Here is a 25,264-nt window from a genome sequence, read left to right as displayed (position 1 = left end):
TGCTATATCGTGAGACATCATGAGCAAACCACATCTTCTCGACGCCCTGCGCCACCACGTGCTCCTCTGCGACGGCGGCATGGGTGCGCGCGTCCAGGCCCTGACCCTCGATATCGAGCGCGACTATTGGGACAAGGAAAACTGCACCGAAATCCTCAACCTGTCGCGCCCCGACCTGATCCGTGAAATCCACCGCGGCTATTTCGAAGCCGGCGCCGACATGGTGGAAACCAACAGTTTCGGCGGCTCGCCGATCACGCTCGAAGAGTTCCAACTCGGCAACCGCGCGCGCGAGATCAACCGCATCGCCGCCGAGCTTGCCCGCGAAGCCGCCGAAACCTTCGCCGACGGCCGCGACCGCTACGTGCTCGGCAGCGTCGGCCCAGGCACCAAACTGCCCAGCCTCGGCAACATCGCCTACGACCCGCTGGAAGCCGGCCTCGCCGAGCAATGCCGCGGCCTGATCGAAGGCGGCGTCGATGCCATCCTGATCGAAACCTGCCAGGACACCCTGCAGATCAAGGCCGCCGTCAACGGCGCCAAGCGCGCGCGCGCCGAACTCAAGCGCGACATCCCCATTTTCGTGCAGGTCACCGTCGAGACCACCGGCACATTGCTGGTCGGGCCGGATATCGCCGCCGCCGCCACCGTCATCCACGCGCTGGATATCCCGCTGATCGGCCTGAACTGCGCCACCGGCCCGCAGGAAATGGCCGAGCACGTGCGCTACCTCGCGCAGAACTGGCCCGGCCTGATCTCGGTCCAGCCCAACGCCGGCCTGCCCGAACTGGTCGACGGCGCCACCCACTATCCGCTCGGTGCCGCCGAACTCGCCTCCTGGATGGAACGCTTCGTCCGCGAGGACGGCATCAATTTGGTCGGCGGCTGCTGCGGCACCTCCATCCCCCACATCGAAGCCCTCAACGCCATGCTGACCAAATTGGGCAACCCGCGCCCCACCCCGGTCGCACGCAAATCACACTGGGTGCCCTCGGTCGCCAGCCTCTACGGTGCCACACCGCTGCGCCAGGAAAATTCCTATTTCTCGATCGGCGAGCGCTGCAACGCCAACGGCTCGAAAAAATGGCGCGAGCTTCAGGAAAGTGCCGATTGGGACGGCTGCGTCGCCATGGGTCGCGAACAGGTCGCCGAAGCCTCCAACGCGCTCGACATCTGCACCGCCTTCGTCGGCCGCGACGAGCTGGCCGAAATGAACGAGGTCATCACGAGATTCACATCTTCGGTAAACGCCCCGTTAGTGATCGACTCCACCGAAACCCCCGTCATCGAAGCGGCGCTCAAACGCCACGGCGGCAAACCCATCATCAATTCGATCAATTTCGAGGACGGCGAACACATCGCCCGCGAACGCCTGACGCTCGCCAAAAAATTCGGCGCCGCCGTCATCGCGCTCACCATCGATGAAGTCGGCATGGCCAAGGAACCGCAGCAGAAACTCGAAATCGCCCGCCGCCTGGTCGATGTCGCCTGCAACCAGTACGGCCTGCCCCAGTCCGACCTGCTGATCGACCCGCTCACCCTTACCATCGCCACCGGCAACGAGGATGATCGCAAACTGGGCCAATGGACGCTCGAGGGCATCAAGCTCATCCGCGACGAATTCCCCGATATCCAGATCATCCTCGGCCTGTCCAACATCTCCTTCGGCCTCAACCCCGCCGCCCGCGCCGTCCTCAACTCGGTCTTCCTCGACCTCGCGGTCAAGGCCGGCATGACCGGCGCCATCGTCCACGTCAGTAAAATCCGCCCGCTGCACCTGATTTCGCCCGAAGAAATCGAAGTGATGGAAGATCTCATCTACGATCGCCGCCGCGAAGACTACGATCCGCTGCAAAAAGTCCTCGCCATGTTCGCCGACCGCAAGGCCGCCCAGGCGACCAAGAAAACCCGCGCCGACACCGTCGAAGGCCGTCTCAAGGACCGCATCATCGATGGCGACCGCAAAGGCCTGACCGACGAACTCGACGAGGCGCTCAAGCACCACAAACCGCTCGACATCATCAACAACATCCTGCTCGACGGCATGAAAGTCGTGGGCGAACTGTTCGGCGCCGGCAAGATGCAACTCCCCTTCGTCCTGCAATCGGCCGAAACCATGAAAGCCTCGGTCGCCTATCTCGAACCGAAAATGGAACGCGTCGCCGGCCAGGAAAAAGGCACCATCGTGCTCGCCACCGTCAAAGGCGACGTGCACGACATCGGCAAGAACCTGGTCGACATCATCCTGACCAACAACGGCTACCGCGTCGTCAACCTCGGCATCAAAGTCCCCCTCGCGGACATGGTCGCCGCCGCGAAGGAACACCGCGCCCACGCCATCGGCATGTCCGGATTGTTAGTCAAATCCACCGTCGTGATGCGCGAAAACCTCGAGGAAATGGCCCGCCAGGGCCTCGAAATCCCCGTCCTGCTCGGCGGCGCCGCGCTCACCCGCAACTATGTCGAGGATGATTGCGTCGCCGCCTACGCCGGCGGCCGCGTCGCCTACGCGCGCGATGCCTTCGATGGCCTGCACCTGATGGACAAAGTCACCGGCAACGCGTTCGATGACTATCTCGCCGCCCTGCAGGCCAAGCGCAAAGGCAAATCGCGCAACACCAGGCGCAAACTCGGCGAGGCCGACACCCGCGGCTTCGCCCCGGTCGATGTCAACGCAGCCCAAGCCCGCCGCCGCCGCCTGACCGAAAACCTCGCCGTACCCACCCCGCCGTTCTGGGGTCCCCGCGTCATCGAAACCCCGGCCAAGGCCCTCGTCCCCTTCATCAACGAGCGCTCGCTGTTCCAGTTCCAATGGGGCTTCCGCAAACAGGGCAAAACCCTAGAGGAATTCCTCGGCTGGGCCCGCCAGGAACTCCGCCCGATCATGAAGCGCATGCTCGCCCTCTGCGAAGCCGAGGACATCCTCAAGCCCCAGGCGATCTACGGCTACTGGAAAGCCGCCGGCCAGGGCAACGACCTCATCCTGTTCGAACCGGACGGCACCACCGAGGTCGCCCGCTTCACCCTGCCGCGCCAACCCCGCGACGATGGCGACTGCATCGCCGATTTCTTCCGCGACATCGAAGATGCCGAACGCGACATCATCGCCCTCCAGGTCGTCACCATGGGCCAGAAATCCTCCGAAATCGCGCGCGAGTGGTTCGAAGACAACCGCTACCAGGATTACCTGTATTTGCACGGCCTCTCAGTCGAAATGGCCGAAGCCATGGCCGAACACACCCACAAACGCATCCGCGCCGAATGCGGTTTCGCCGCCGAAGACGACCGCGACATCGAAAAAATGCTCGCCCAATCCTACCGCGGCTCGCGCTACAGCTTCGGCTACCCCGCCTGCCCGAAACTGGAAGACCAGACCCAACTCCTGCGCCTGCTCGACGCGGAACGCATCGGCGTCTCCCTCTCCGACGAATTCCAACTCCACCCCGAACAATCGACCAGCGCGATCGTGGTGCTGAACCCGAAGGCGAAGTATTTTTCAGTGTAACCGTTACGCAGCAAGCGCAGGTTGGGCCGAGCCCCAGCGAAGCCCGACAATCTCACCCGGGCTGCGGCGGATTGACGCACCGGAAATAACTCGTCGTCGCATCCCGCGCCATTGTCAGGTTGATCGTGCCAAGATCGGTCTCATTCGGAATGATCAGCGCCACATAATTGATGCCCGCCTGCGGCCGCTGCTCGACCGAGGCGACCGCGGCATCCTTCAATACCTGGCGCCCCCCGCCAAGCTTGATCTGCCCCTCGGTCTGCGCCAGCGACCAGTTGCGCTTGGTTTGATTGACTAACTGACACGACGCAGCCGCATCCGGCAGCTTGTACCCCACATAAAGCGTCTTGCCGTTGTTCAGCGGCACCGCCTGCACCACGTTCGCCATCGTCGCATTCTGGTTCAAAGTATAACTGCATCCCGCAAGCAACGGCATCAGTGCGGCAACCACGCAAAAACGCCCCCGCGAACGCTTCAATGAAAATGACATTTTGCCAAATTCCTCAATGAGATTGTGATCGGGCCAACCATAACAACGGTGCGGCGCATCCGCACCGCGACCGTTAACGTTACTACATCGAACCGGAACAACCCGCAATCACCCCCGCGCCCCCGGCCCGATCACGTCTCCGCGCTAACCCGCGCCCAACAATCCACCCAACCCCCAACCCAAAAAAAACCGGCGACGTGAAACCCCACGACGCCGGCCCAACAATCAAAAACGCCGAAGTCTTCCGCTTACGGAAAAACCCCCAACCTCAAACCCCCGCCGCCGCCGCAACTTCGGCCGCGAAATCGGTGGTCTCCTTCTCAATCCCCTCACCAAGCGTGAACCGCACAAACCGCGTCACCTCGGCGCCGGCATTGTGCACAATCTTCTGCACCTTGCTCTCGCCGTCATGCACCCACACCTGCTCGAGCAGCACCACATCCGCGAAATACTTGCGAACCCGTCCCTCGACCATCTTTTCGATAATCGCATCCGGCTTGCCCTCGGCCCGCGCCTGGTCGGCGAAAATCGCCCGCTCGCGCGCAACCGCCGCCGGGTCCACATCCGCCGCGCTGATCGCATCCGGCCGCGTCGCCGCAATATGCATGCCAATCTGCCGCCCGAGCGCGAACAATGCGTCCTCGGCATTGCCCTCCAGCGCCACCAGCACGCCAATCTTGCCCAGGCCCGGCTTCAGCGCGCCATGCACATACGAAGCCGCCGCACCCTTGGAAACCTCGATCACGGCAACCCGCCGGATCGTCATGTTCTCGCCCACCGTCGCAATCAGATGCGTCAGCTCCTCGGCCACCGAATGCGAAGTCCCCGGATACGCCGCCGCCTTCAACGCCTCGACATCCTCGCCCACGCTCAGCGCCAGCCTGGCCACCGTCTCGACGAACGCCTGAAACGCATCATTGCGCGCAACGAAATCGGTCTCGGCATTCACCTCGACCATCGCGGCCCTGTTGCCCTCATGCGCAACACCAACCAGGCCCTCGGCCGCAACCCGGCCCGATTTCTTCGCCGCCGCCGCCAGACCCTTCTTGCGCAGCCAGTCCACCGCGGCTTCCATGTCGCCGCCCGCCTCAACCAGCGCCTTCTTGCAATCCATCATCCCCGCGCCCGTCTTGTCGCGCAGATCCTTCACCATCGCGCCAGTAACTTCGGCCATGGTCATTCTCCTCAATTGATCAAAAAAACTCAGGCGTGAACGGCGGCATCCTCATCGGCGCCCGCATCCGGCGGCAACTCTTCCAACGCCCCGATATCCGCGCCCGAAGCCGCCATCTCCGCGCTGATGCCATCGAGCACCGCACCGGCAATCAGATCGCAATACAGCGTGATCGCGCGGATCGCATCGTCATTGCCCGGAATCGGAAACGTCACACCCTCGGGGTCCGAATTCGAATCCAGCACCGCAACCACCGGAATTCCGAGCTTGTTCGCCTCCTCGACCGCCAGCTTCTCCTTGTTGGTGTCGATGATGAACAGAATATCCGGCAGCCCGCCCATCTCCTTGATGCCGCCCAGCGCGCGCTCCAGCTTTTCCTTCTCGCGCGACAGGTTCAGAATTTCCTTCTTGGTCAGGCCCTGCGCCTCACCGCTCACCGTGTCCTCCATCTGCCGCAGCTTGCGAATGGAATTGGTGATCGTCTTCCAGTTGGTCAGCATGCCGCCCAACCAACGATGATTGACATAATACTGCCCGCACCGCTGCGCCGCCTCGGCCACATGGTCCGCCGCCGCCCGCTTGGTGCCGACAAACAACACACGCCCGCCACCCGCCGTCACATTACGCACCTCGCGCAACGCCCGCTCCAGCATCGGCACCGTCTGCTGCAGATCGATGATATGAACCTGATTCCGCACGCCAAACAAATACGGCGCCATCCGCGGATTCCACCGCCGCGTGTTGTGCCCGAAATGCACACCCGACTCGAGCAACTGACGCAACGAAACCTCTGGCATAGCCATGAGCAACATCCTTTCTATGACCGCCCCGCGGCGATCGTCCGGTTAAAACCTCCACAGAGCCATGCCTCGCGACACCGGACCCCAAAACAGGGGAAGGCGCTCCATGTGCGAATTATCAGCCCGAAGCTGACGCGCGCGGTATGACGCAGATGAGCGGGGAAGGCAAGGAAGCGGTTCTTTTTTGTAAAAAAGAACCAAAAAACTTTTTATATCAGGCGCAAACCGCCGCGCGGCTTCGTTGAGTCCCGGGCGCGTTATCAGGCTGTCGAATATGAGCGCGTCTGGGTCCGAAATGAACCGTGGCGGAAATCGTCTCACATGCGCGCATCTGTGAAGGCGGGGTCGCGCGCGTTTTTGGCCCGGCGCATGAAAAAGCGGTCGCGTCTGGTTTCGGACGCGACGATGCGATGATGCACCCTGAGCAGATCGGCGCGGGAGACGATGCCGCACAGGCGGCCGGCATCGTCGATCACGGGAATGCGCGGCGCATCGTCCCCGATCATGCGCGCGGCCACCGTGATCGCCATTTCACCGGTCCACGCGGTCACCAGGGGGCGGGTTGCGGTCGCCGTGGCAAGCAGCATGTCGCGCGGCGCGCCGCCGCCGATCCAGGTCAGAATATCGGCGCGCGACACCAGGCCAACCGGCCGACCCGCTTCGTCGGTCACCGGGTAGGCGCGGTGCCGCGCCTCCATGCTCAGGAAGAAATCGATGGCGGCACCAACCGTCAGGTCCGAGGCCAGGGTCTCGGCGGGCGAAGCCATGATATCGCCCACCCGCGCCACCGCCAGCGGGTCGATACTGTACTCGCGTGTCAAATGATGGCCACGCCGGGCGATTTTTTCGGTCAGGATCGAGCGTTTCATCAGCAGCACGGTCACGGCCATGCTGGCCATGCTGGCCGTGATGACGGGCAGAAGAATGAGATGGCTGCCCGTCAGTTCGACGGCAAACAATGTGGATGTCAGGGGCGCGCGCATCGTGCCACCCATCATGGCCGCCATGCCGGCCACGGCCCAGAAGCCGGGTGCGGCATGCGGCAGGACCGGCGCGGCGACCGCACCCAGCGCACCGCCCATGATCAGCAGCGGCGCCAGCACACCGCCCGATGTACCCGAACCCAGCGCGATCGCCCAGATCACCGCCTTGACCAGAAGGAGCCGCACCGCCGCCGCGCCCATCAACGTGCCGGCCAGCAGACGGGCGATATCAGGATAGCCGACGCCGAGCGCCGCGGGGTCGATCATGCCGCCGATGCCGACCACGATGCCGCCAAGCACGGGCCACCACATCCAATGGATCGGCAATTTTTCAAAATGATCCTCCGCGCCGTACACCATGCTGGTCAGCAGCGCCGAACCGAGGCCGGCCGCCAGTCCCAGCCCGACCCAGCCGAGCGCGTGCAGCGGATCGATCGTGACGGACCCCGTGTAGGGAAACAGCGGTGCCGGGGTAAGAATGAAACGGCGCTCGATCGCAGCGGTAATGCACGCGACCGACACCGGCACCACGCTGCGCGGCTTGAGCTCGAACAGCAGCAGCTCGATCGCGAGCAGGATTGCTGCCACAGGGGTTCCGAACACCGCCGTCATGCCCGCGCAGGCGCCGGCGACCAGCAGGGTCTTGCGCTCGGCGTCGGTCAGGGAAAAGCATTGAGCCATCAGCGAGGCGGCGGCCCCGCCCGTCATGATGATCGGGCCCTCGGCACCAAACGGACCGCCGGTGCCGATCGAAATGGCCGAGGAAACCGGTTTGAGGATCGCGACCTTGAGGTCGAGTTTCGAACCGCCGAGCATGATCGCCTCGATCGCTTCGGGGATGCCATGACCGCGGATTTTCTCTGACCCATAGCGCGCCATGATGCCGATGATCACCGCACCGCCGGCCGGAATCAGGATCGTCCACGCCGCCGGATGACCGTGGTGCAGCATCCCGCCCGCCGGCAGCATCCTGGTCGACCAGACGCCGTAATAGACCAGATCGTTGATCAGCCCGATCATCCGCAGCAGGACCCAGCCGGCCAGAACGCCGAACGTACCGGCCAACAGCGCGAGCGCGGACAGGGGAAACAACCGGCAGTCGGTCGTGAAATCGCCCAGGGCCTTGATGCCGGCGGGCGGTCTGACGGTGGTTTTCATGCGGCGCGAATCTCGATCAGGGCGTGAGTTGTGCGGCCCTATATATCGGATCACGATATATTTCAACGGTGTTCTCCGATGCGCTAAGACACAGCCATGCCCGAGCCGCATTTGACCGATCAGGACTATCAAACCCTTGCGGCGTTCCGCTTCGCACTGCGCCAGTTTCTGACTTTCAGCGAAACCGCCGCGCGGGACGCGGGGCTTACGCCGCGCCAGCATCAAGCGTTGCTGGGTATCAAGACGGCACAAAACACCGGGGGCGCCAGCATTGCCGATCTGGCGGGCTTTTTGATCCTCCATCACAACAGCACGGTGGAGCTGGTGGATCGCCTGGTGCGCGCGGGGTATGTCACGCGCGGGGACGACACGGCCGATCGCCGGCGTGTCCGGTTGAGCCTGACAGAGCAGGGCGAAGCCCGCCTGGCGGTCTTATCCAGCATCCATCTGGCGGAAATCGAGCGGATCGGTCCCGAATTGAAAAATCTTCTGTCGATGATGGAAGCCGCCAGCGCGAAACAGGTCGATCTCCCGTAACACCGACCAATCCCGCCCAACGCCCCCGCACGCCCTGAAAAACCAACAAAAGTTTTTTGCTTCTTTTTTACAAAAAAGAAGCGCTTCCTTTCTTCCTTCCTTCCCTGACTTTTTCCTTTCTCACCCCCCACCGACCATGGTTTACACTTACCCATGATCGCAAACGCGCCGTTCATGCCTGCCGACCCGACCGAGCGCTTTGCGGTGATCTTCCGTGCCCTGCAGCGCTCGGTTGCCGACAACGGCTACCGCCTCAAAATCCACGGCCCGCTCATCGTCCTGATCTGGAACTACCTCGCCCGCCAGATCGCCCGCTTCGCCCGCATCGCATCCCGCCCGCCCCAATCCCCCCGCACCCGTGCTCCCAGACCGGTCGAGCGCGAACCCGCCACCGCCAAACCCAAACCACCCCTCACCCTGCCGCGCGGCTTCGCCTGGCTGATCCGCCTGCTGCCCAACGGCCCCGCCACCGTCGTCGCCGGTGCCGCCGCCCGCGCCGATCTCCAGCTTTTCATGGAAGACCCCATCGTGCTGGAGCTGCTGGCCACCCACCCCAGCCTCGGCCGCATCCTCCGCCCCCTCCACACCATGCTCGGCCTGCGTCCCCCCCAAATCATCAAACGCCCCAGAAAACCCCGGAGCGAACCCACAAACGCCCCCACAGGCGCACCCACCCCCCGCCCCAAACGCCCCCGCCCCAGGCGCCAGCCCGACTTCATGGCCCAATACAAAGTCAACCCCGACGGCAGCATCGACTTCACCCCCGAACAACTCCGCGACATCCTCGGCCCACCCCCACCGCCCGTCCCACCCTGGCACCACCCCTTCGTGCCCTCGTTCGACGCCAAAAAAATGTGGCGCAAAGGCCCGCGAGGCTGATGCACGCCTAAATCGTTACGATATCATAACGAAATAGACAAACCAGACCCCGGAATCAGTGCGGCGGCGTCACTGACGCCGCCGCACCTCAGCCGATCTTCGCAGTCAGACCAATCAGGCCAGGTCGAACCGATCGAGGTTCATCACCTTGTCCCACACCCGGACGAAATCCTTCACGAACAGCTCCTGCGAGTCAGAGCACGCGAACAATTCCGCGATCGCCCGCAGCTGCGAGTTCGAGCCGAACACCAGGTCAACCCGGCTGCCGGTCCATTTCACCGCGCCGGTCCGCCGGTCGCGGCCTTCGAACACCTCGTCCGACACCGCGGATTTCTGCCAGACGATATCCATATCCAGCAGGTTGACAAAGAAATCCGTGGTCAGCCGCTCGGGCTGATGGGTGAACACGCCCACCCCCTTCTGCCCGGACGTCACGTTGAGCACCCGCAGACCGCCGAGCAGCACGGTCATTTCCGGCGCCGTCAGCGTCAGCAACTGGGCCCGATCGACCAGCAATTCCTCCGGCGAGCGGCGATGGCCGCCGGCGAAATAATTGCGGAACCCATCGGCCTTGGGCTCCAGCACCGCGAACGAGTCCACATCGGTCTGGTCCTGCGACGCATCGGTCCGCCCCGGCGTGAACGGCACTTCGATCGTGTGCCCCGCCGCCTTCGCCGCCTGTTCGACCCCGGCGCACCCGCCGAGTACGATCAGATCGGCGAGCGAAACCGCCTTGCCGTCGGTCCGCGCCGCATTGAACGCCGACCGGATGCCTTCCAGCGTTTGCAGCACATGGGCCAATACCGCCGGCTGGTTGACCTCCCAATCCTTCTGCGGTGCCAGCCGGATGCGCGCACCATTCGCCCCCCCGCGCTTATCCGAGCCCCGGAATGTCGAGGCGGAGGCAAACGCGGTCGAGACCAGCTGCGCAACCGACAGGCCGGAGGCCAGAACCCGCGCCTTCAAATCCGCAATCTCAGCCGGCCCGATCAGCGCATGGGTCACCGGCGGCACCGGGTCCTGCCAGATCTGCGGTACGGCCGGCACTTCAGGCCCGAGGCCACGAACATACGGCCCCATATCGCGATGGGTCAGCTTGAACCACGCCTTCGCAAAGGCTTCGGCGAACTGGTCCGGGTTCTCGTGGAACCGCTTGGCGATCGGCCCGTACTGCGGGTCGACCTTCAGCGCGAGGTCGGTGGTCAGCATCATCGGCGCATGGCGCTTGCCCGGATCATGCGCGTCCGGCACGGTGCCCTGCGCCGCCGGATCAGCCGGGGTCCATTGATGCGCGCCGGCCGGGCTCTTGGTCAGCACCCATTCGTAGTTGAACAGATTGTCGAGATAATTGTTGTCCCATTTGGTCGGATTGTGGCTCCACGCCCCTTCAAGACCGCTGGTGATGGTATGCGCGCCTTTGCCGGTGCCGTAGGTGTTCTTCCACCCCAGCCCCTGCTCCTCGATCGCCGCCCCTTCGGGCTCACGTCCGACATACCGGCCCGGGTCCGCCGCGCCATGGGTCTTGCCGAACGTATGGCCGCCCGCGATCAGCGCCACCGTCTCTTCATCGTTCATCGCCATCCGCGCGAAGGTCTCGCGAATGTCACGCGCCGAGGCGAGCGGATCGGGCTTGCCGTTCGGCCCTTCGGGATTGACGTAGATCAGCCCCATCTGCACCGCACCGAGCGGATTTTCGAGGTGCCGATCGCCGGTGTAGCGCTGATCGCCGAGCCAGGTATCCTCCGGGCCCCAGTAGATATCCTCTTCCGGCTCCCAGACATCCTCACGCCCGCCGGCGAAGCCGAACGTCTTGAACCCCATCGATTCCAGCGCGCAATTGCCGGCCAGAATGAGCAGATCGGCCCAGGACAATTTGCGACCATACTTCTGCTTGATCGGCCACAGCAGCCGGCGCGCCTTGTCGAGATTGGCGTTGTCGGGCCAGCTGTTGAGCGGCGCGAACCGCTGCGTGCCCGCCCCCGCGCCACCACGCCCGTCGCCGATCCGGTAGGTCCCCGCGCTGTGCCATGCCATGCGGATGAAGAACGGCCCGTAATGGCCATAATCCGCCGGCCACCAATCCTGCGAATCGGTCATCAGCGCGAACAGATCCGCCTTCACCGCCGCCAGATCGAGGCTCTTGAACTCCTCGGCATAGTTGAAACTCTCGCCCAGCGGATCGGACAACGATCCGTTCTGATGCAGGATTTTGAGATTGAGCTGATTGGGCCACCACGTCTGGTTCGACATGGCGGAAAGCACCGTCCGCCTGTCAGCCCCGCCGCCCGCAACCGGGCATTTGCTATCGCCGTCCATTGTGTCTCCGTTGGGTTGTTGATTGATTGAGATCCACGCTGCCGCCCTTAGAGCACCTCACGACGTTATAGGTGAAGTCGATTCTCCATATCTCATTCATCGGGCAAACCTATGCCTTGCGAGCGGCCGATCTTGCTTGTTTCGCCAGATCGGACACAACCACGCCATGCAGCCCATCGCCCTTTATATCCATTGGCCGTTCTGCCTGTCGAAATGCCCCTATTGCGACTTCAATTCCCACGTCCGCGCGGCGATCCCCGAGGCGCGCATCATCGCCGCCCTGCGCACCGAGCTTGCCTTCGAAGCCACCCGCCTCGGCCCGCGCCGGCTTGCCTCGATCTTTTTCGGCGGCGGCACACCGAGCCTGATGGCACCTGAAAGCGTCGCGGCGCTGATCGCCGATGCGACCGCGCTCTTCACCCCGGCGCCCGATCTTGAAATCACCCTCGAAGCCAATCCCACCAGCATCGAGGCCGGCCGCTTCCGCGCCTATCGCGCAGCCGGCGTCAACCGTATCTCGATCGGCGTGCAGAGCCTCGACGATGCGGCGCTCACCTTCCTCGGCCGCAACCACTCCGCCGCCCAGGCGATGGCGGCGGTCGAAATCGGCCGCGATATTTTCCCCCGCGCCAGTTTCGACCTGATCTACGCCCGCCCCGGCCAGACCCTCGCCGCCTGGCGCGCCGAACTCGCCGCCGCGCTCGCCGTCGGGCTCGATCATCTATCGCTCTACCAGCTCACCATCGAGCCCGGCACGCAATTCGCGACCCTTTACGGCCGCGCCGCCTTCACCCTGCCGGACGATGAGGAGGCCGCCGCGTTATATGACGCCACCGCCGACGTCGCCGCCCAATTCGGCCTCGCGCCGTATGAGATTTCGAACTACGCGAAACCGGGCCAGGAATCCCGCCACAACCTCGCCTACTGGCGCTATCAGGATTACGCAGGCATCGGCGCCGGCGCGCATGGCCGGATCACCCTCGGCGATCAATTGATCGCGACACGCCGGCACCGCGCGCCGGAGGCATGGGCCCGGCGCGTCGAGGCGCGCGGCCACGGCAGCGTCGAGGAGACCGAGGTCACTGCGGATGAACGCGCCCGCGAAGCTTTGCTGATGGGCCTGCGCCTTGCCGAAGGCATCGACACCAAAGCCTATGCCGCCCGCACCGGCCGGGCGCTGATCGACACGCTCGACCCCGGCATCCTCGATCAGGCCCTGCTCGCCGGCTACATCGAAGCGACGCCCGGGCGCCTGACCGCCACCGCCGAAGGCCGCAAGCGGCTGAACTCCCTGCTGGCCGCGCTGGTTCGATAAACCGTCGATGCTCAACCGGCTGCGCCCGCATCTCTGGCCGATCGCCGCCCTCATCCTGCTGCCGGTCGCGGCCAGCGCTTTGTTCGTGCTGGGCCTGCGCAGCAACAACCCCGCCGACGTCTGGAGTTCGTTGACCACGCCCGGCTCGCCCACGCTGCTCGGTGGCCCGCCGGGGTATTGGGACGCCTCGATCGGCCTGCTGACCCAACCCCTGGCCCGGCTCAGCGCGTCGGACTGGCTGCGCGGCATCGTCCCCTGGTGGAACCCCTATACCGGAATCGGCATGCCGCTCGCCGCCGAGATGCAGACAATGTCGTTCTTCCTGCCCTTCGTGCTGATCATGAAATATTGGCAGGGCTGGTTCGTCGTGAAGCTGCTGATGCAGGTCATCGCGGGGCTCGGCACCTATGCGCTGATGCTCCAGCTCGGCTGCCGCCGTACGCCTGGCCTGGTCAGCGCCGGCCTGTTTGCCTTGAACGGCGCATTCCTGATGGAACCGCACGCGATGGGCTCGCTCGCGTTCCTGCCGCTGATCCTGCTCGGCATCGAGCGCAGCGCCACCGCCGCGCGCTCCGGTGCGGCGCAGGGCTGGCACTGGATCGTGTTCGGCCTCGCTTATTCGCTGTACGGCGGCTATCCGGAGGTCGCCTATCTCGACGGATTGCTGGCCGCGGCCTGGACGTTGGCGCGCTTTGCCACGCTCGGTGCCGCGCGGTGGCGCTTCGCCGGCAAGATCATGCTGGCGTTGATCATCGGCCTCGGTCTGGCGCTGCCGCTGGTGGTGCCGTTCCTGAATTACGCCGCTCATAGTTTTCTGGGCGCGCACAAGGCGGCCTACGCGGTCGATCGCCTGCCGCCGACGTTGATGCCGCTCGCGCTGTTTCCAATGATCTACGGCCCGACCGGCATTCATGCATCGGCCGGGTGGGTTGCCGCCCACCTGCCGAAGCTTGCCCTGGTCAAACTTGGCGGCTGGCTCGGCGTTACCGCGGTAGTCCCGGCCATGGCTGCGCTGCTCCGCGCGCGGACCGATCCGGCGCGCGGCCTGATCATCGGCCTCGGCATATTCCTCGGCGTCGGTCTTGCGCGCTGCTACGGGATTCCCGGTGTCGCCGCCGTGCTGAACGCCATCATCCCTGATCTCCATCTGGTCAATACCGCGCGATTCCTGTGGCCGGCCCTGTCGATGGCAACCTTCGTGCTCGCCGGCATCGGGCTCGATCGCTGCGCCGCGCGCCCGCTGAGCCTGCGGCGGGCTGCCCTGATCGGTGCCCTGCTCATGGCGGTGATCGCCGGCGTCGTCCTGCCGGACCGGGCCATCATCACCGGCTGGTACCATTTCGCGAGTCCGCCGGTGCGCGTGACGATCGTGCTGGGCACGGGGTTCGAGGCTCTGGCTGGATTGATCATTCTGGCGGCGCTGGCCGGGCTGAACCCTGCGGCCCGGCGCGCCCGCATGATCGCGGCGGCGATGCTGCTCGATGCCTTCGTGGTCGCAGCCCTGCCACAACTGTCGGCACCGCGCCCTTATCGGTACTACACCGGCGGCATCGCCTATCTCAGGGCGCATCTCGGCCGCGCACGGGTCTATTCGCTCCGCCCGTTCGGCCCGGACTATCCGGCCGGCTACCGCCTCGCCTCGATCGATGACAGCCAATTGCCGGTGTCGCAGGCGTGGAGCGACTATATCAGGCACCATCTCGATCCGTATGACACGGGCATGATGTTCGTGGGATGGTGGAAAGCACCGCCTGGCAGCGGCCAGGGGCGTACCATTCTGTTCGATCACGTGCGCGACTATGCCGCGGTCGGCGTCAAATATGTCATCACCAGCCCCGGCCAGACCAGCCCGTTCCTGCGCACCGTTACGCTGCCGCGGGCAGACATCTTTGCAGGTGCCGCAGCTCTGGGTGCCGGCGCATCGCTCGACACCGCGTTTGACGCGCGGCAGGTCGCGGCCGTGACGGCCGGCCTGACCAGGATCGATCACGTCGCCGTCCTGATCGGCACCTACGACGGCAGTTCGACCGGCATCCTGTCCGCCCGCCTCTGCGCGGGCGCGCTGTGCGCCGCCGGCACCGCGCCGCTCGCCACCGCGCAGGACGATGCCTGGCTGAACATCCCCCTGCATCCGGCCATCGACCTGACCGCGGGTGCGGCACTGCATCTGCGCCTGACCCATGTGATCGGCGCGCATCCCGTGGCAGTCTGGCTGCGCCGGTCCGCCGCCGGGACGACGATGCCGGATCTGCGCCTCGGCCAGACCCTGCCGGGAGGCTCGGTCATGCCGGTCTATCAGGATGCGGTCATGTCGATCTTTCGCATCCGGGCCTATCATCGCTATTTCAGTGCAGATCCCGCCTGCCGCCTGACCGTGCGGGGTCGAAACGACCTCACTGCGGATTGTCCGGCACCGGCGATCCTGGTCCGTCAGGAAGCCTGGTTCCCCGGCTGGCGGGCGCGGCTGAATGGGCGCGCCCTACCGGTTGCGCGCCACGGCACCCTGTTTCAATCGGTCGTGCTGCCGGCCGGGCACGATGTCGTCACATTCAGCTATCGCCCGCGTGGCACGCGGCGATCGGTCACGCTGGCGGGCTTGGCCCTTGCACTCTGGGTTGGATGCGCACTGTGGCCCCGTGCCGCGCTCAGACGACGTGCTTTGCCGTCTGGCCGAACAGGATCTTCTTCGACTCTTCATTGACCGTCGCCTGCTGGGAAATCGCTTTCGCCTTTTCGTAGGCGCGCACGGTGGCCGGGCGGTCCTTGATCGCGTGGAACCAGCGTTTCAGATGCGGAAAATCATCGAGGTTCTGGCCCTGCCGCTCATACGGGACGATCCACGGATAGCTCGCCATGTCCGCGATCGAGTAATCCCCCGCCATGAACTCGCGGTCCGCGAGACGCTTGTTGAGCACGCCATACAGCCGGTTGGTCTCGTTGACATAACGGTTGATCGCATAGTCGAGTTTTTCCGGGGCATACTGGCTGAAATGATGGTTCTGCCCGAGCATCGGGCCCAACCCGCCCATCTGCCAGAACAACCACTGCATCACCTCGGTCCGGCCCCGCTGGTCGGCCGGCATGAACATTCCGGTCTTTTCCGCCAGGTACTGCAGGATCGCACCTGATTCGAAAACGCTGATCGGCGCACCGCCATCCCCCGGCGCGGTATCGACGATCGCGGGGATGCGGTTGTTCGGCGAGATCCTGAGGAACTTGGGGCTGAATTGATCGCCCGCGCCGATATTGATGGCATGGATGTTATACGGCGTAGCGGCCTCTTCGAGAAACATCGTGATCTTGTGGCCGTTCGGCGTCGTCCAGTAGTAGAGCTCGATCATCATCCATCTCCACGGTTCATTTCGATATAGGGCGCGCCACGATGGGTTGAAACCCGCCGATGCCGGACCCGCGCAGCACCAGCGCCGCCCCCGCCAGCCCGCATCCGGCGAGCCCGAGCGTGGCCGCCGGCGGCAGAAACACCAGCAATCCCGTCGCCAGGGACGCCACGATGACCCAGACGCCGGTCGATAGCTGCGATTGCAGCGCGCTGGCCGCCGCCGTCTCGCCCGCGGGAAACTCGGTCTGCACGCCATAGAACACGGCGCCCGCCACCACATTGCTGAGCAGATGCGCGCAGAACACCAGGGCGAACACCAGCGGCAGCGACGGCACCAGAAACGCGAGCGCGTACAGGATGAAAAATCCGATCATCGGCACCAGCGCCGCCCCACGCCGTGCGACCATCAGCCGGAGGAGGCATTCCGGCGCCAGCAGCCGCCCGGCCAGCATGCCGGTGCGCCGCCCGGCCAGCACGATGATGGGTGCCGCGACCAGCCCGATCACCGGCAGTGCGCCGTAATGCCGCTCGGCGGCGGCGGCCGGCAGGCCGACCATCAGCGGCACGATCACCATGTTCAACGAGGGTTGCAGCATCAGGCTGCGCCATTTGGTCTCGGCCCGGCGCATCGCCCGCAGCGTGGCGGCCCAGCGCGCCGGCACTTCCGGCCCGGCGTAGTCGCGCAGCACGCCGGGGAAGAACAGGGTGCTGACATGGATCATCCCCGCCAGCGCGAAACAGCCGGTCGCGAGGGGAAAGAACACTGCCAGCCCCTCGCGATCGAACCAGATTGTGCCAAAACCGACACCCGCGACCATGCCCACCGCCATGAAGATCGCATCGAGCTTCAATGCCAGCACGGCACCTTTGCCCGCGCCGAACACATCGCGGATGAAGCGCGACAGGGCCGGCAGGATCGCGCTGAACACGATGCCGAGCAGGAATGCGACAATCAGCAGGCACAGCGGAATCCGGTACAGCCCGGTCAGAAACAACACCAGGAACCCGGCAGTCGCGATCGTGTAGCCCAGCCCGATCACCGCGCGCACGCCGAACCGCCGGTTGAGCAGATGCGCGAGCCAGCCGCCGAGCAGCATCGGCACGCTGACCATCACGAAATCCAGCGCGAACAGATAGGACGCCACGTGCTCGCGCGCGAAATACCCGTAGGTCGCGACATCGAACAGGCCCATCGCGGTGTCGAAAAAGAAGAACCCGCCGTTGAGCAATAAATAGGCCGCGAGCTGCCAGCGCCGGTCCCGCGTCATGGCGGCGCCGCCCCGCGGTGCGCGGCGATGCGCGGATGATCGAGCGAGCCGGATAGTTTGATGGGCAGCGCCGGCGCCGCGATCGGGCCATCGATGTGCGGCCGCAGGATCGCGGTCAGGGCCAGCCGGTCGTGTGCGAAATCCACCGTGCCGCCGAGCCCGATCGATCCCGCCGCGCCGGTGAGGCTGGACTGATCCAGCGTCATCACGCCGCCCGCCACGGCGCCTTGCAGGGTGGTGGTATCAAATACCGTCGTGCCAGGCTGCAGGGCGGCCCGCACCGCCATGCGCAGCATCGCATCGCCCGGGTGCGCCGGTTGCCGTGCCAGCGCCTGCGCCAGCGCGTTGGCGGCCGCGGCGAGATCGATCCCGCGGATCGCGAGCGCGCTGCCGAGCGCCGTGACATGACCGGCGAGCGTCGTGCGCCAGTCCGCCGGTGAGGCGCCCTGCGCCGTCAGATCAACGGTCAGACCCAGCGTACCGGCATCGACCGGCACGGCGATACCGCTGTCCTGCGCCAGTGTCGCGGCATCGGCGTTCTGCAGGTGCGCCTTGATCGTGATGCCGGCGGCGGGGCCATCGGTGAGCGTCGCGTCGCCCCCCAGCACGCCGCCTGCGACCTCCGCCCGGTCGATGCTGAGTGTTGCCGCGGCATCGCCAACGCCGAGACTGCCGGCTACATGCCGGGCAACAACCGTCTGCGCATCCGCGATGCGCGCGGCGGTGATGCGTGGCAGCGCGATCCGCAGCGTGCCGGCCATCGCAGCACCGGCCAGATGCAGCACTGTGTCCGGCGTCGGGATCATCAGCGTATCGGCGGCGATGGTGCCGGCGATCGCGGGCCGGTGACCCAGCCGCAGGCTCAACGAGCCGCTGGTGGTCAGCGCGCCGAGCGAGAGCACGAAATCGGGCAGGCCGAGCCGGTCATCGCTCAGAAACGCCGACGCCCGCAGGCTGACCGAGCCCGCGCCTGGCCAGTCCAGCCCGTTGCGCGCACCAAGCGCCCCCGCGCCGCCGAGATCGCGGATCACGGCTACCGCATTCGGCGCATGCAGCGTCACCGCCCCGGTCGCGGTGCCGCCGGCCAGATCGATCACCGGCAACGCCGCCGCCCTTATCGCGCCGAGATGCAGCGTGAGCCCGGTATGCAGCGCCCGCATCGGCCCGGCCGCGACCAAGGCGGCCGCGAAGCGGTGATGCCACACCGGCAAGCCGAACCACGCCGGCGGCTTGCCGCCCGATCCGTGCGTGATCGCCGCCAGCGTCGCCGCCGCATCCGGCCCGGTGATCAGCCAGCGCGCCGCCATGATGCCGCCATCGCTCCGGCGCGCGCCATGCCCGACCACCAGCGTCTGGCCGATCCGCAGCGTCGCCAGCGACAGCGCGACACCACCGCCCGAGGCCGCATCGCGCAGCGCACCGTCGATCAGCAGATGCGCGCCGGTGAACAGCGGCGGCGCGCCCCTGGTTTGCGTCACGATATCGAACGTGCGCGCCCGCAGGGCGATCGGCCCGGCGATGGTCGGGGTCTTGTCCAGCAGCGCCGCGCGCAGCGCGCGGAGGGCCACCGGCGTCAGGCGCAGGTGGTCGAATGCGAGATCGGCGGCGATCGCGGCACCGCGGCGGCCCGGGCGCAGCATCAATCCGCCGGTGAAGCGCGAACGCGGCCAGGTCTTGCCGCCGATCGCCCCCTCGAGCCGCGCCAGGTCGATCGCCCCATCCGCCCCGAGCCGCAAATGTCCCGCAAGCAAGAGCGCGCCCAGCCCATCCGGCCAGTCTGGCAGCCAGGCATAGCGGGCGCGCAGCGCCGCAATGGTGCGCGCCGGATCGGGAGCGGCAATCCGCACCCGGTCCGCGCCGCCGGAGGGGGTGGACCGGGCCAGCGTCAGCGATCCCGCGCCCGGCAGGCTCATCGCCAGCGCCTGAACTTGCGTCCCCGCCGCATCGCTCGTCAGATCGGCGTGGATCGATTTGACGGTGAGGGGGTTGACCCGGCTATCGGTCAGGTCGAGCCGCGCCGCGATCGGCAGCACCGCCGCGATGTGCCGCAGCAGGGTCTGCCCGGCGCCGATCCGCCAGCGCGCTCCGGTCAGATCGAGCCGCAGCAGCGGTGCCGGGCGCAGTGCGATCGTGGCGCTGCCGCGCGTATGGCTGGCATCGCCGATCCTGGGGTTGGTCACGCGCGCATCGATATTGTTCAGCGTCACGACCGCGCCATCGGCGGCGAGGCCAGCCTTGAACTGCACCGGGCCGGATGTGCCGGATGCGCCACCCAGCCCCGCCAACGTGCCGCCGAGGGTGCCGCGCAGCACGCTCGCGCGGTCGAGCGTGCCTTTGAAATCCATCCGCCCGGCCTTGCCGTCGAGCCGGATCGTGCTCTGCACCGGCGCGGGCGCGGCACCGCCGGTGTTGTCGATATCCAGCGTCACCGAGGCCGGCACGCCATCGATCGCCAGCGTGCCGGATGCCGCCAGCACCGCGTTCGGCCCGCCGGTGAAGATCGACAGATCGACATGATCGAACGTCAGCGATCCCAGCCGGAACACGCCATCGACGATGGTGGCATGCAACGAGGCCAGCCAGAGCGGCGGTGCCACGGCGGCGGCACCGCCCGGCAGCGGCCAGGGCAGCGCCACATCGGGTTTGCGCAGCGTCAGCCTGGTCGCGCGCAGCCGACCCAGCAGCAAGGGCAGGGGGGCAAGGTCGAGCTTCAGCGTCGCCGCGGTGATCAACCCGCCCTTCGGACTGCCGATGGTGATGGTATCGGCGCGCAACTGCGGATCGGGCAGCAGCGATAATTCGATCGGCCCGGCAATGCTCACCCGCCGCCCCAGCGCATCGCTCGCCAGCCGCTCGATCGCCGCACGATGGTAATTGCCCGAGGCGATGCGCGGCAGATAGACGATCGCGACGGCGGCCAGCCCGATCACCGCCAGCACGGCGATGATCCGCCGTGCAACCCTGGTCCGATGATCCGCCGCGTCGCTCATGCGCGCGCTGGTATCAGACCGGGCGGTTCTGTGCGACCCCTGGGGCGGGAACTTCGGAGAAAGGGAGAGGAGGGAAGAGTCTTCTTTTTTGTGAACAAAAAAGAAGCAAAAAAAACTTTGTTAATTTGGGCCAGTGCCGGTGAAAACGCCCGTGCCTCAGAGTCAGAAAGTTTTTTGCTTCTTTTTTTCAAAAAAGAAGCCTTCCCTTCTCTCAACCCCGCACAACACCCGCACCCCCCATCGCCGCCCACGCCGCCGCCAGCGATCCATCGAGGTCGATCGCGCGGCACGCCGGTTCGATCACCCGTGCCGCGAACCCGAAGTGCCGCGCGTCCTGCGCCGACCAGGACACGCAGTAATCGGTCGCGAGCCCGCACAGATCGACGGCGGTGATGCCGCGCGCGGCCAGATAGCCATCGAGCCCGGTGCGGCTGGTCCGGTCGGCTTCGAGAAAGGCCGAATAGGAATCGATGCCCCGGTTCGACCCTTTACGCAGGATCAGTGTCGCGTGCGGGATCGTGAGGCCGGGATGCAGCGCGGCCCCTGGGCTGCCCATCACGCAATGATCCGGCCAGAGCACCTGGGTTCCGTAGCCGAGCGTGATGGTCTCGAACGCCGCCCGCCCGGGATGCGTGCTGGCGAAGGAGACGTGCCCCGCCGGATGCCAGTCCTGCGTGATCACTACGGTTTCGTAGTGCACTGCCAGCGCGTTGATCACCGGCACCACGGCATCGCCATCCGGCACCGCGAGCGCGCCGCCGGCGCAGAAATCGCGCTGCACATCGATCACGAGAAGGGCGGTGTTGCGGTTCATCGTTATAAAACAGGATGGCCGCGCACGCCGAGGTAGAGCGAATAGACCGACGTCGTCGCGGTGATGAACAGGCGGTTGCGCTTCGGCCCGCCGAAGCAGAGGTTGCTGACCATTTCGGGGATATCGATCTTGCCGAGCGGTGTGCCGTCCGGCGCGAAGGCGGCGACCGCATTACCCGAACCGCAACTGGTCCAGATGTTGCCGTGCTCATCGAGCCGGAACCCGTCGGCGAAGCCGGGTTCGATCACGGTGAACACCCGTCCCGCGCCGAGGCGCGTCCCGTCGATCACCTCGTGCACCCTGATGTGATGCGGCCCGCCTTCGCGATGGGTGAAACCGGTATCGGCCACGTAGAGGAACCGCTCGTCCGGGCTGAAGGCAATGCCGTTCGGCCGCTCGTAATCATCGGCGACGACCGTGAGCGCACCGCTCGCCGGGTCGAACCGGTAGACGCGGCAGGCCCCGATTTCGCTTTCCGCGCGGTGGCCCTCGTAATCGGACATGATGCCGTAGTCGGGGTCGGTGAACCAGATCGAGCCGTCCGATTTCACCACCACATCGTTGGGTGAGTTGAGTTTTCTGCCCTCGAACCGGTCGACCAGCACGGTCACGCTGCCGTCGTATTCGGTGCGGCTGACGCAGCGCCCGCCGTGCTCGCAGCTGATCAGCCGGCCCTGGCGGTCGCGGGTGTGGCCGTTGGTGAAACGGGCCGGGGCGCGATAGACATCCATCTCCCCGGTCGGCCACCAGCGCATGATCCGGTCGTTGGGAATGTCTGACCACAGCAGGCAGTTCGCGTCGCCGAACCAGACCGGACCTTCCGCCCAGCGAAATCCGGTCGCGATCCGCTCGACTGCCGCGTTCATCAGCAGCATCGGCCGCATCCGCGGATCATAGATATGGTAACCTTCGCTCATTGTCGGTGTTCCCCCCTCTTGCTTTCTGCGCACGTTGGTCTGCCTGCGGCGCTGGTTGGTCTGCTTGCGGTGCGTGTTGGTTATTGGTAATCGTCATCTATCAACCGCACCAGTTTCGGTCCAGTCGGCCCCGCTGGCAAGCAACAAGATGATGAGGAACGACTATGTCGAACACAGGACGCGTCGCCGGCAAAACCGCTTTCGTTACGGCCGCGGGGCAGGGGATTGGCCGCGCGATTGCTGAAACCCTGATGCGCGAAGGCGCCAGGGTGATCGCGACGGACCGCGATGCCGGCCTGCTCGCCGGAATCGAGGGCGCGATGGCGCTCGATGTGACCGATGCCGCCGCGATCGCGGCGATCGCGCAGTCGGTCGGGCCGGTCGATATTCTGGTCAACGCGGCCGGCTACGTCGCGCACGGCGCGGTGCTCGATTGCGCCGAACGGGACTGGCAGTTCTCGTTCGATCTCAACGTGACATCGATGTTCCATACGATCCGCGCGTTTCTGCCGGGCATGCTGGAAAGGCGTGGCGGCTCGATCATCAACATCGCTTCCACGGTCGGGTCGATCAAGGGCACGGTCAACCGTTTCGCGTATGGCGCCTCGAAGGCGGCCGTGGTGGGGCTGACCAAATCGGTCGCGGCCGACTACGTCACCAAAGGGGTGCGCTGCAACGCGATCTGCCCCGGGACGGTGGAAAGCCCGTCGCTGCGCGGCCGCATTGCCGCCCTGGCCGCTGCCCGCAACACCGACACCGCGACGATCGAGGCGGAGTTCGTTGGCCGCCAGCCGATGGGAAGGCTTGGCACGCCCGAAGAAATGGCCATGCTCGCCTTGTATCTCGCCTCCGACGAATCCCGCTTCACCACCGGCGTCGCTCATGTGATTGACGGCGGCTGGTCGAACTGAAAGCAACACCGATGAGCAATACCCCGACCAAGCTGCGTTCGGCCCAATGGTTCGACAATCCCGGCAATCCCGGCATGACCGCGCTCTATTTGGAGCGCTACCTGAATTACGGGCTGACCCGTGAGGAATTGCAGTCCGGCAAGCCGATCATCGGGATCGCGCAGACCGGCAGTGATCTGTCGCCGTGCAACCGCCATCACATCGAACTGGCCAAGCGGGTGGCCGATGGCATTCGCGCCGCCGGCGGCGTGCCGATCGAGTTTCCGGTCCACCCGATTCAGGAAACCGGCAAGCGCCCGACCGCAGCACTCGACCGCAACCTGACCTACCTTGGCCTGGTCGAAGTGCTGTTCGGCTATCCGCTCGACGGCGTGGTGCTGACCACCGGCTGCGATAAAACCACGCCCGCGATGATCATGGGTGCCGCCACCGTCGATATCCCGGCCATCGTGCTGTCCGGCGGCCCGATGCTCGATGGCTGGTTCGAAGGTGAACTGGTCGGTTCCGGCACCGTGGTATGGGAAGCCCGCCGCCGGCTCGCCGCCGGTGAAATCGCCTATGACAAATTCATCGACATGGTGGCCGGCTCGGCCCCCAGCGTCGGCCATTGCAACACCATGGGCACCGCGAGCTCCATGAACGCGATGGCCGAAGCGCTGGGGATGTCGCTGCCCGGCTGCGCCGCCATTCCCGGCCCGTACCGCGAGCGCGCGCAGATCGCCTATGAAACCGGCAAGCGCATCGTCGACATGGTGCATGAGGATTTGCGCCCGTCGCGCATCCTGACGCGCGAAGCCTTCGAGAACGCCATCGTCTGCGCCTCGGCGATCGGTGCTTCGACCAATTGCCCGCCGCATGTGATCGCGATCGCGCGGCACATCGGCGTCGAACTCGACATCGCGGATTGGGACAGGATCGGCTACGAAATTCCGCTGCTGGTCAACATGATGCCGGCCGGCAAATATCTCGGCGAGCGGTTCCACCGCGCCGGCGGCCTGCCCGCCGTGATCGGCGAGCTGATGCGCCATGGCAAGATCCGCGAAGGGGCGCTGACCGTCTCCGGCCGGACCATGGGCGAGGAAAACCGCGGCAAGCGCAGCATCGATCCCGAAATGATCACCGATTATACGACCCCGCTGCACGAACACGCCGGGTTTGCCGTGCTGACCGGCAATCTGTTCCACAGCGCGATCATGAAAACCTCGGTGATCTCGCCCGAGTTCCGCGACCGCTTCATGCGCAAGCCCGGCGATCATGATGCATTCGAAGGCCGCGCCATCGTGTTCGAGGGGCCGGAGGACTATCACGACCGGATCAACGACGCCTCGCTCGGCATCGATGCCGACTGCATCCTGGTGATCCGCAATTGCGGCCCGATCGGTTATCCCGGCTCGGCCGAGGTGGTGAACATGCTGCCGCCGGATGCGCTGGTGAAACAGGGCGTCAACCAGCTGCCCTGCATCGGCGACGGGCGGCAGAGCGGCACCTCGGGCAGCCCCTCGATCCTGAACGCATCGCCGGAATCAGCGGTCGGCGGCGGCCTGCTGCTGCTGAAAACCGGCGATCGCATCCGGGTCGATCTCAAGACCCGCACCGCCAATATCCTGATCGACGAAGCCGAACTGACCCGCCGGCGCGAGGCGATGGAACTGCCCGAACTGCTCAACCAGACCCCCTGGCAGGAAATCCACCGCCGCTTTACCGGCCAGCTGGAAACCGGCGCGGTAATGGAACACGCGGTCGGCTATCAGCGGATCGCGGAACGCTTCGGCGTGCCGCGCGATAATCATTGAGGCTTGGGTTTTTCGGCGGCGGGCTGTAACGGCAAAAAGCAAGGGAAGGTCTTCTTTTTTGTGAACAAAAAAGA

Annotated in this window: 17 protein-coding genes; 7 read left to right on the top strand and 10 right to left on the bottom strand. The window is 65.6% G+C overall.

Annotated features, from left to right (window positions below; translation table 11 throughout):
- Positions 1 to 19: 19 nt before the first annotated feature.
- Entirely contained in the window at positions 20 to 3,505 is a 3,486-nt protein-coding gene (metH, locus tag AruPA_RS01415) for a methionine synthase (RefSeq protein ID WP_265634427.1), read from the top strand.
- A 52-nt stretch (positions 3,506 to 3,557) separates the two neighbouring features.
- Here the strand turns inward: metH and AruPA_RS01410 are convergent, their stop codons facing one another.
- The 4 genes from AruPA_RS01410 to AruPA_RS01395 form a co-directional block, all read right to left on the bottom strand.
- A complete protein-coding gene (locus tag AruPA_RS01410) occupies positions 3,558 to 3,956 on the bottom strand; it encodes a hypothetical protein (protein ID WP_265634425.1) in 399 nt (132 codons plus the stop codon).
- A gap of 307 nt (positions 3,957 to 4,263) precedes the next feature.
- On the bottom strand, positions 4,264 to 5,169 hold the full coding sequence (gene tsf / locus AruPA_RS01405) for a translation elongation factor Ts (protein ID WP_265634424.1): 906 nt from the start codon (positions 5,167 to 5,169) through the stop codon (positions 4,264 to 4,266).
- A gap of 29 nt (positions 5,170 to 5,198) precedes the next feature.
- Complete coding sequence (gene rpsB, locus AruPA_RS01400; protein WP_265634422.1) at positions 5,199 to 5,972, bottom strand: 30S ribosomal protein S2; 774 nt, start codon at positions 5,970 to 5,972, stop codon at positions 5,199 to 5,201.
- Positions 5,973 to 6,286: 314 nt separating this feature from the next.
- A complete protein-coding gene (locus AruPA_RS01395; protein ID WP_265634420.1) occupies positions 6,287 to 8,110 on the bottom strand; it encodes a chloride channel protein in 1,824 nt (607 codons plus the stop codon).
- A 96-nt stretch (positions 8,111 to 8,206) separates the two neighbouring features.
- Here AruPA_RS01395 and AruPA_RS01390 point away from each other — a divergent pair, with 96 nt between their 5' ends.
- Positions 8,207 to 8,647 carry a MarR family winged helix-turn-helix transcriptional regulator gene (locus AruPA_RS01390; protein ID WP_265634419.1) on the top strand — a complete coding sequence of 147 codons (441 nt, stop codon included), beginning with the start codon at positions 8,207 to 8,209 and terminating at the stop codon, positions 8,645 to 8,647.
- Positions 8,648 to 8,800: 153 nt separating this feature from the next.
- Complete coding sequence (locus tag AruPA_RS01385; RefSeq protein ID WP_265634418.1) at positions 8,801 to 9,526, top strand: hypothetical protein; 726 nt, start codon at positions 8,801 to 8,803, stop codon at positions 9,524 to 9,526.
- 114 nt (positions 9,527 to 9,640) lie between these two features.
- Here the strand turns inward: AruPA_RS01385 and katG are convergent, their stop codons facing one another.
- Positions 9,641 to 11,842, bottom strand: coding sequence for a catalase/peroxidase HPI (katG, locus tag AruPA_RS01380; protein ID WP_265634416.1), 2,202 nt, complete (start codon positions 11,840 to 11,842; stop codon positions 9,641 to 9,643).
- 166 nt (positions 11,843 to 12,008) lie between these two features.
- On the opposite strand from katG, the gene hemW reads away from it, so the two are divergent.
- Positions 12,009 to 13,157, top strand: a complete 1,149-nt coding sequence (gene hemW, locus AruPA_RS01375; protein ID WP_265634414.1) for a radical SAM family heme chaperone HemW — start codon at positions 12,009 to 12,011, stop codon at positions 13,155 to 13,157.
- 7 nt (positions 13,158 to 13,164) lie between these two features.
- The gene (locus tag AruPA_RS01370; protein ID WP_265634412.1) at positions 13,165 to 15,858 is read left to right on the top strand and encodes a hypothetical protein; all 2,694 of its coding nucleotides are present in this window, start codon (positions 13,165 to 13,167) and stop codon (positions 15,856 to 15,858) included.
- Here the strand turns inward: AruPA_RS01370 and AruPA_RS01365 are convergent.
- The 5 genes from AruPA_RS01365 to AruPA_RS01345 all read right to left on the bottom strand — a co-directional run bounded on the left by AruPA_RS01365 (position 15,803) and on the right by AruPA_RS01345 (position 22,486).
- On the bottom strand, positions 15,803 to 16,498 hold the full coding sequence (locus tag AruPA_RS01365; RefSeq protein ID WP_265634410.1) for a glutathione binding-like protein: 696 nt from the start codon (positions 16,496 to 16,498) through the stop codon (positions 15,803 to 15,805). The genes AruPA_RS01370 and AruPA_RS01365 overlap by 56 nt on opposite strands.
- 16 nt (positions 16,499 to 16,514) lie before the next feature.
- A complete protein-coding gene (locus AruPA_RS01360; RefSeq protein WP_265634408.1) occupies positions 16,515 to 17,765 on the bottom strand; it encodes a hypothetical protein in 1,251 nt (416 codons plus the stop codon).
- Positions 17,762 to 20,755, bottom strand: coding sequence for an AsmA family protein (locus AruPA_RS01355; protein ID WP_265634406.1), 2,994 nt, complete (start codon positions 20,753 to 20,755; stop codon positions 17,762 to 17,764). Before AruPA_RS01355 ends, AruPA_RS01360 begins: the two co-directional genes overlap by 4 nt.
- 211 nt (positions 20,756 to 20,966) lie before the next feature.
- Positions 20,967 to 21,569: a bifunctional nicotinamidase/pyrazinamidase gene (pncA, locus tag AruPA_RS01350; protein ID WP_265634404.1), complete on the bottom strand. Its 603-nt coding sequence runs from the start codon at positions 21,567 to 21,569 to the stop codon at positions 20,967 to 20,969.
- A 2-nt stretch (positions 21,570 to 21,571) separates the two neighbouring features.
- Positions 21,572 to 22,486 carry an SMP-30/gluconolactonase/LRE family protein gene (locus tag AruPA_RS01345; RefSeq protein ID WP_265634402.1) on the bottom strand — a complete coding sequence of 305 codons (915 nt, stop codon included), beginning with the start codon at positions 22,484 to 22,486 and terminating at the stop codon, positions 21,572 to 21,574.
- Positions 22,487 to 22,650: 164 nt separating this feature from the next.
- On the opposite strand from AruPA_RS01345, the gene AruPA_RS01340 reads away from it, so the two are divergent.
- Both AruPA_RS01340 and AruPA_RS01335 read left to right on the top strand, forming a co-directional pair.
- Complete coding sequence (locus tag AruPA_RS01340) at positions 22,651 to 23,397, top strand: SDR family oxidoreductase (protein WP_265634401.1); 747 nt, start codon at positions 22,651 to 22,653, stop codon at positions 23,395 to 23,397.
- 11 nt (positions 23,398 to 23,408) lie between these two features.
- Positions 23,409 to 25,190 carry an IlvD/Edd family dehydratase gene (locus AruPA_RS01335; protein ID WP_265634398.1) on the top strand — a complete coding sequence of 594 codons (1,782 nt, stop codon included), beginning with the start codon at positions 23,409 to 23,411 and terminating at the stop codon, positions 25,188 to 25,190.
- Positions 25,191 to 25,264: the final 74 nt, after the last annotated feature.

The sequence above is a fragment of the Acidiphilium sp. PA genome, assembly GCF_026191915.1.
GTDB lineage: Bacteria > Pseudomonadota > Alphaproteobacteria > Acetobacterales > Acetobacteraceae > Acidiphilium.
The sequence above is the reverse complement of the archived record's forward strand: the minus strand, read 5'-3'. Positions and strand labels throughout refer to the sequence as shown.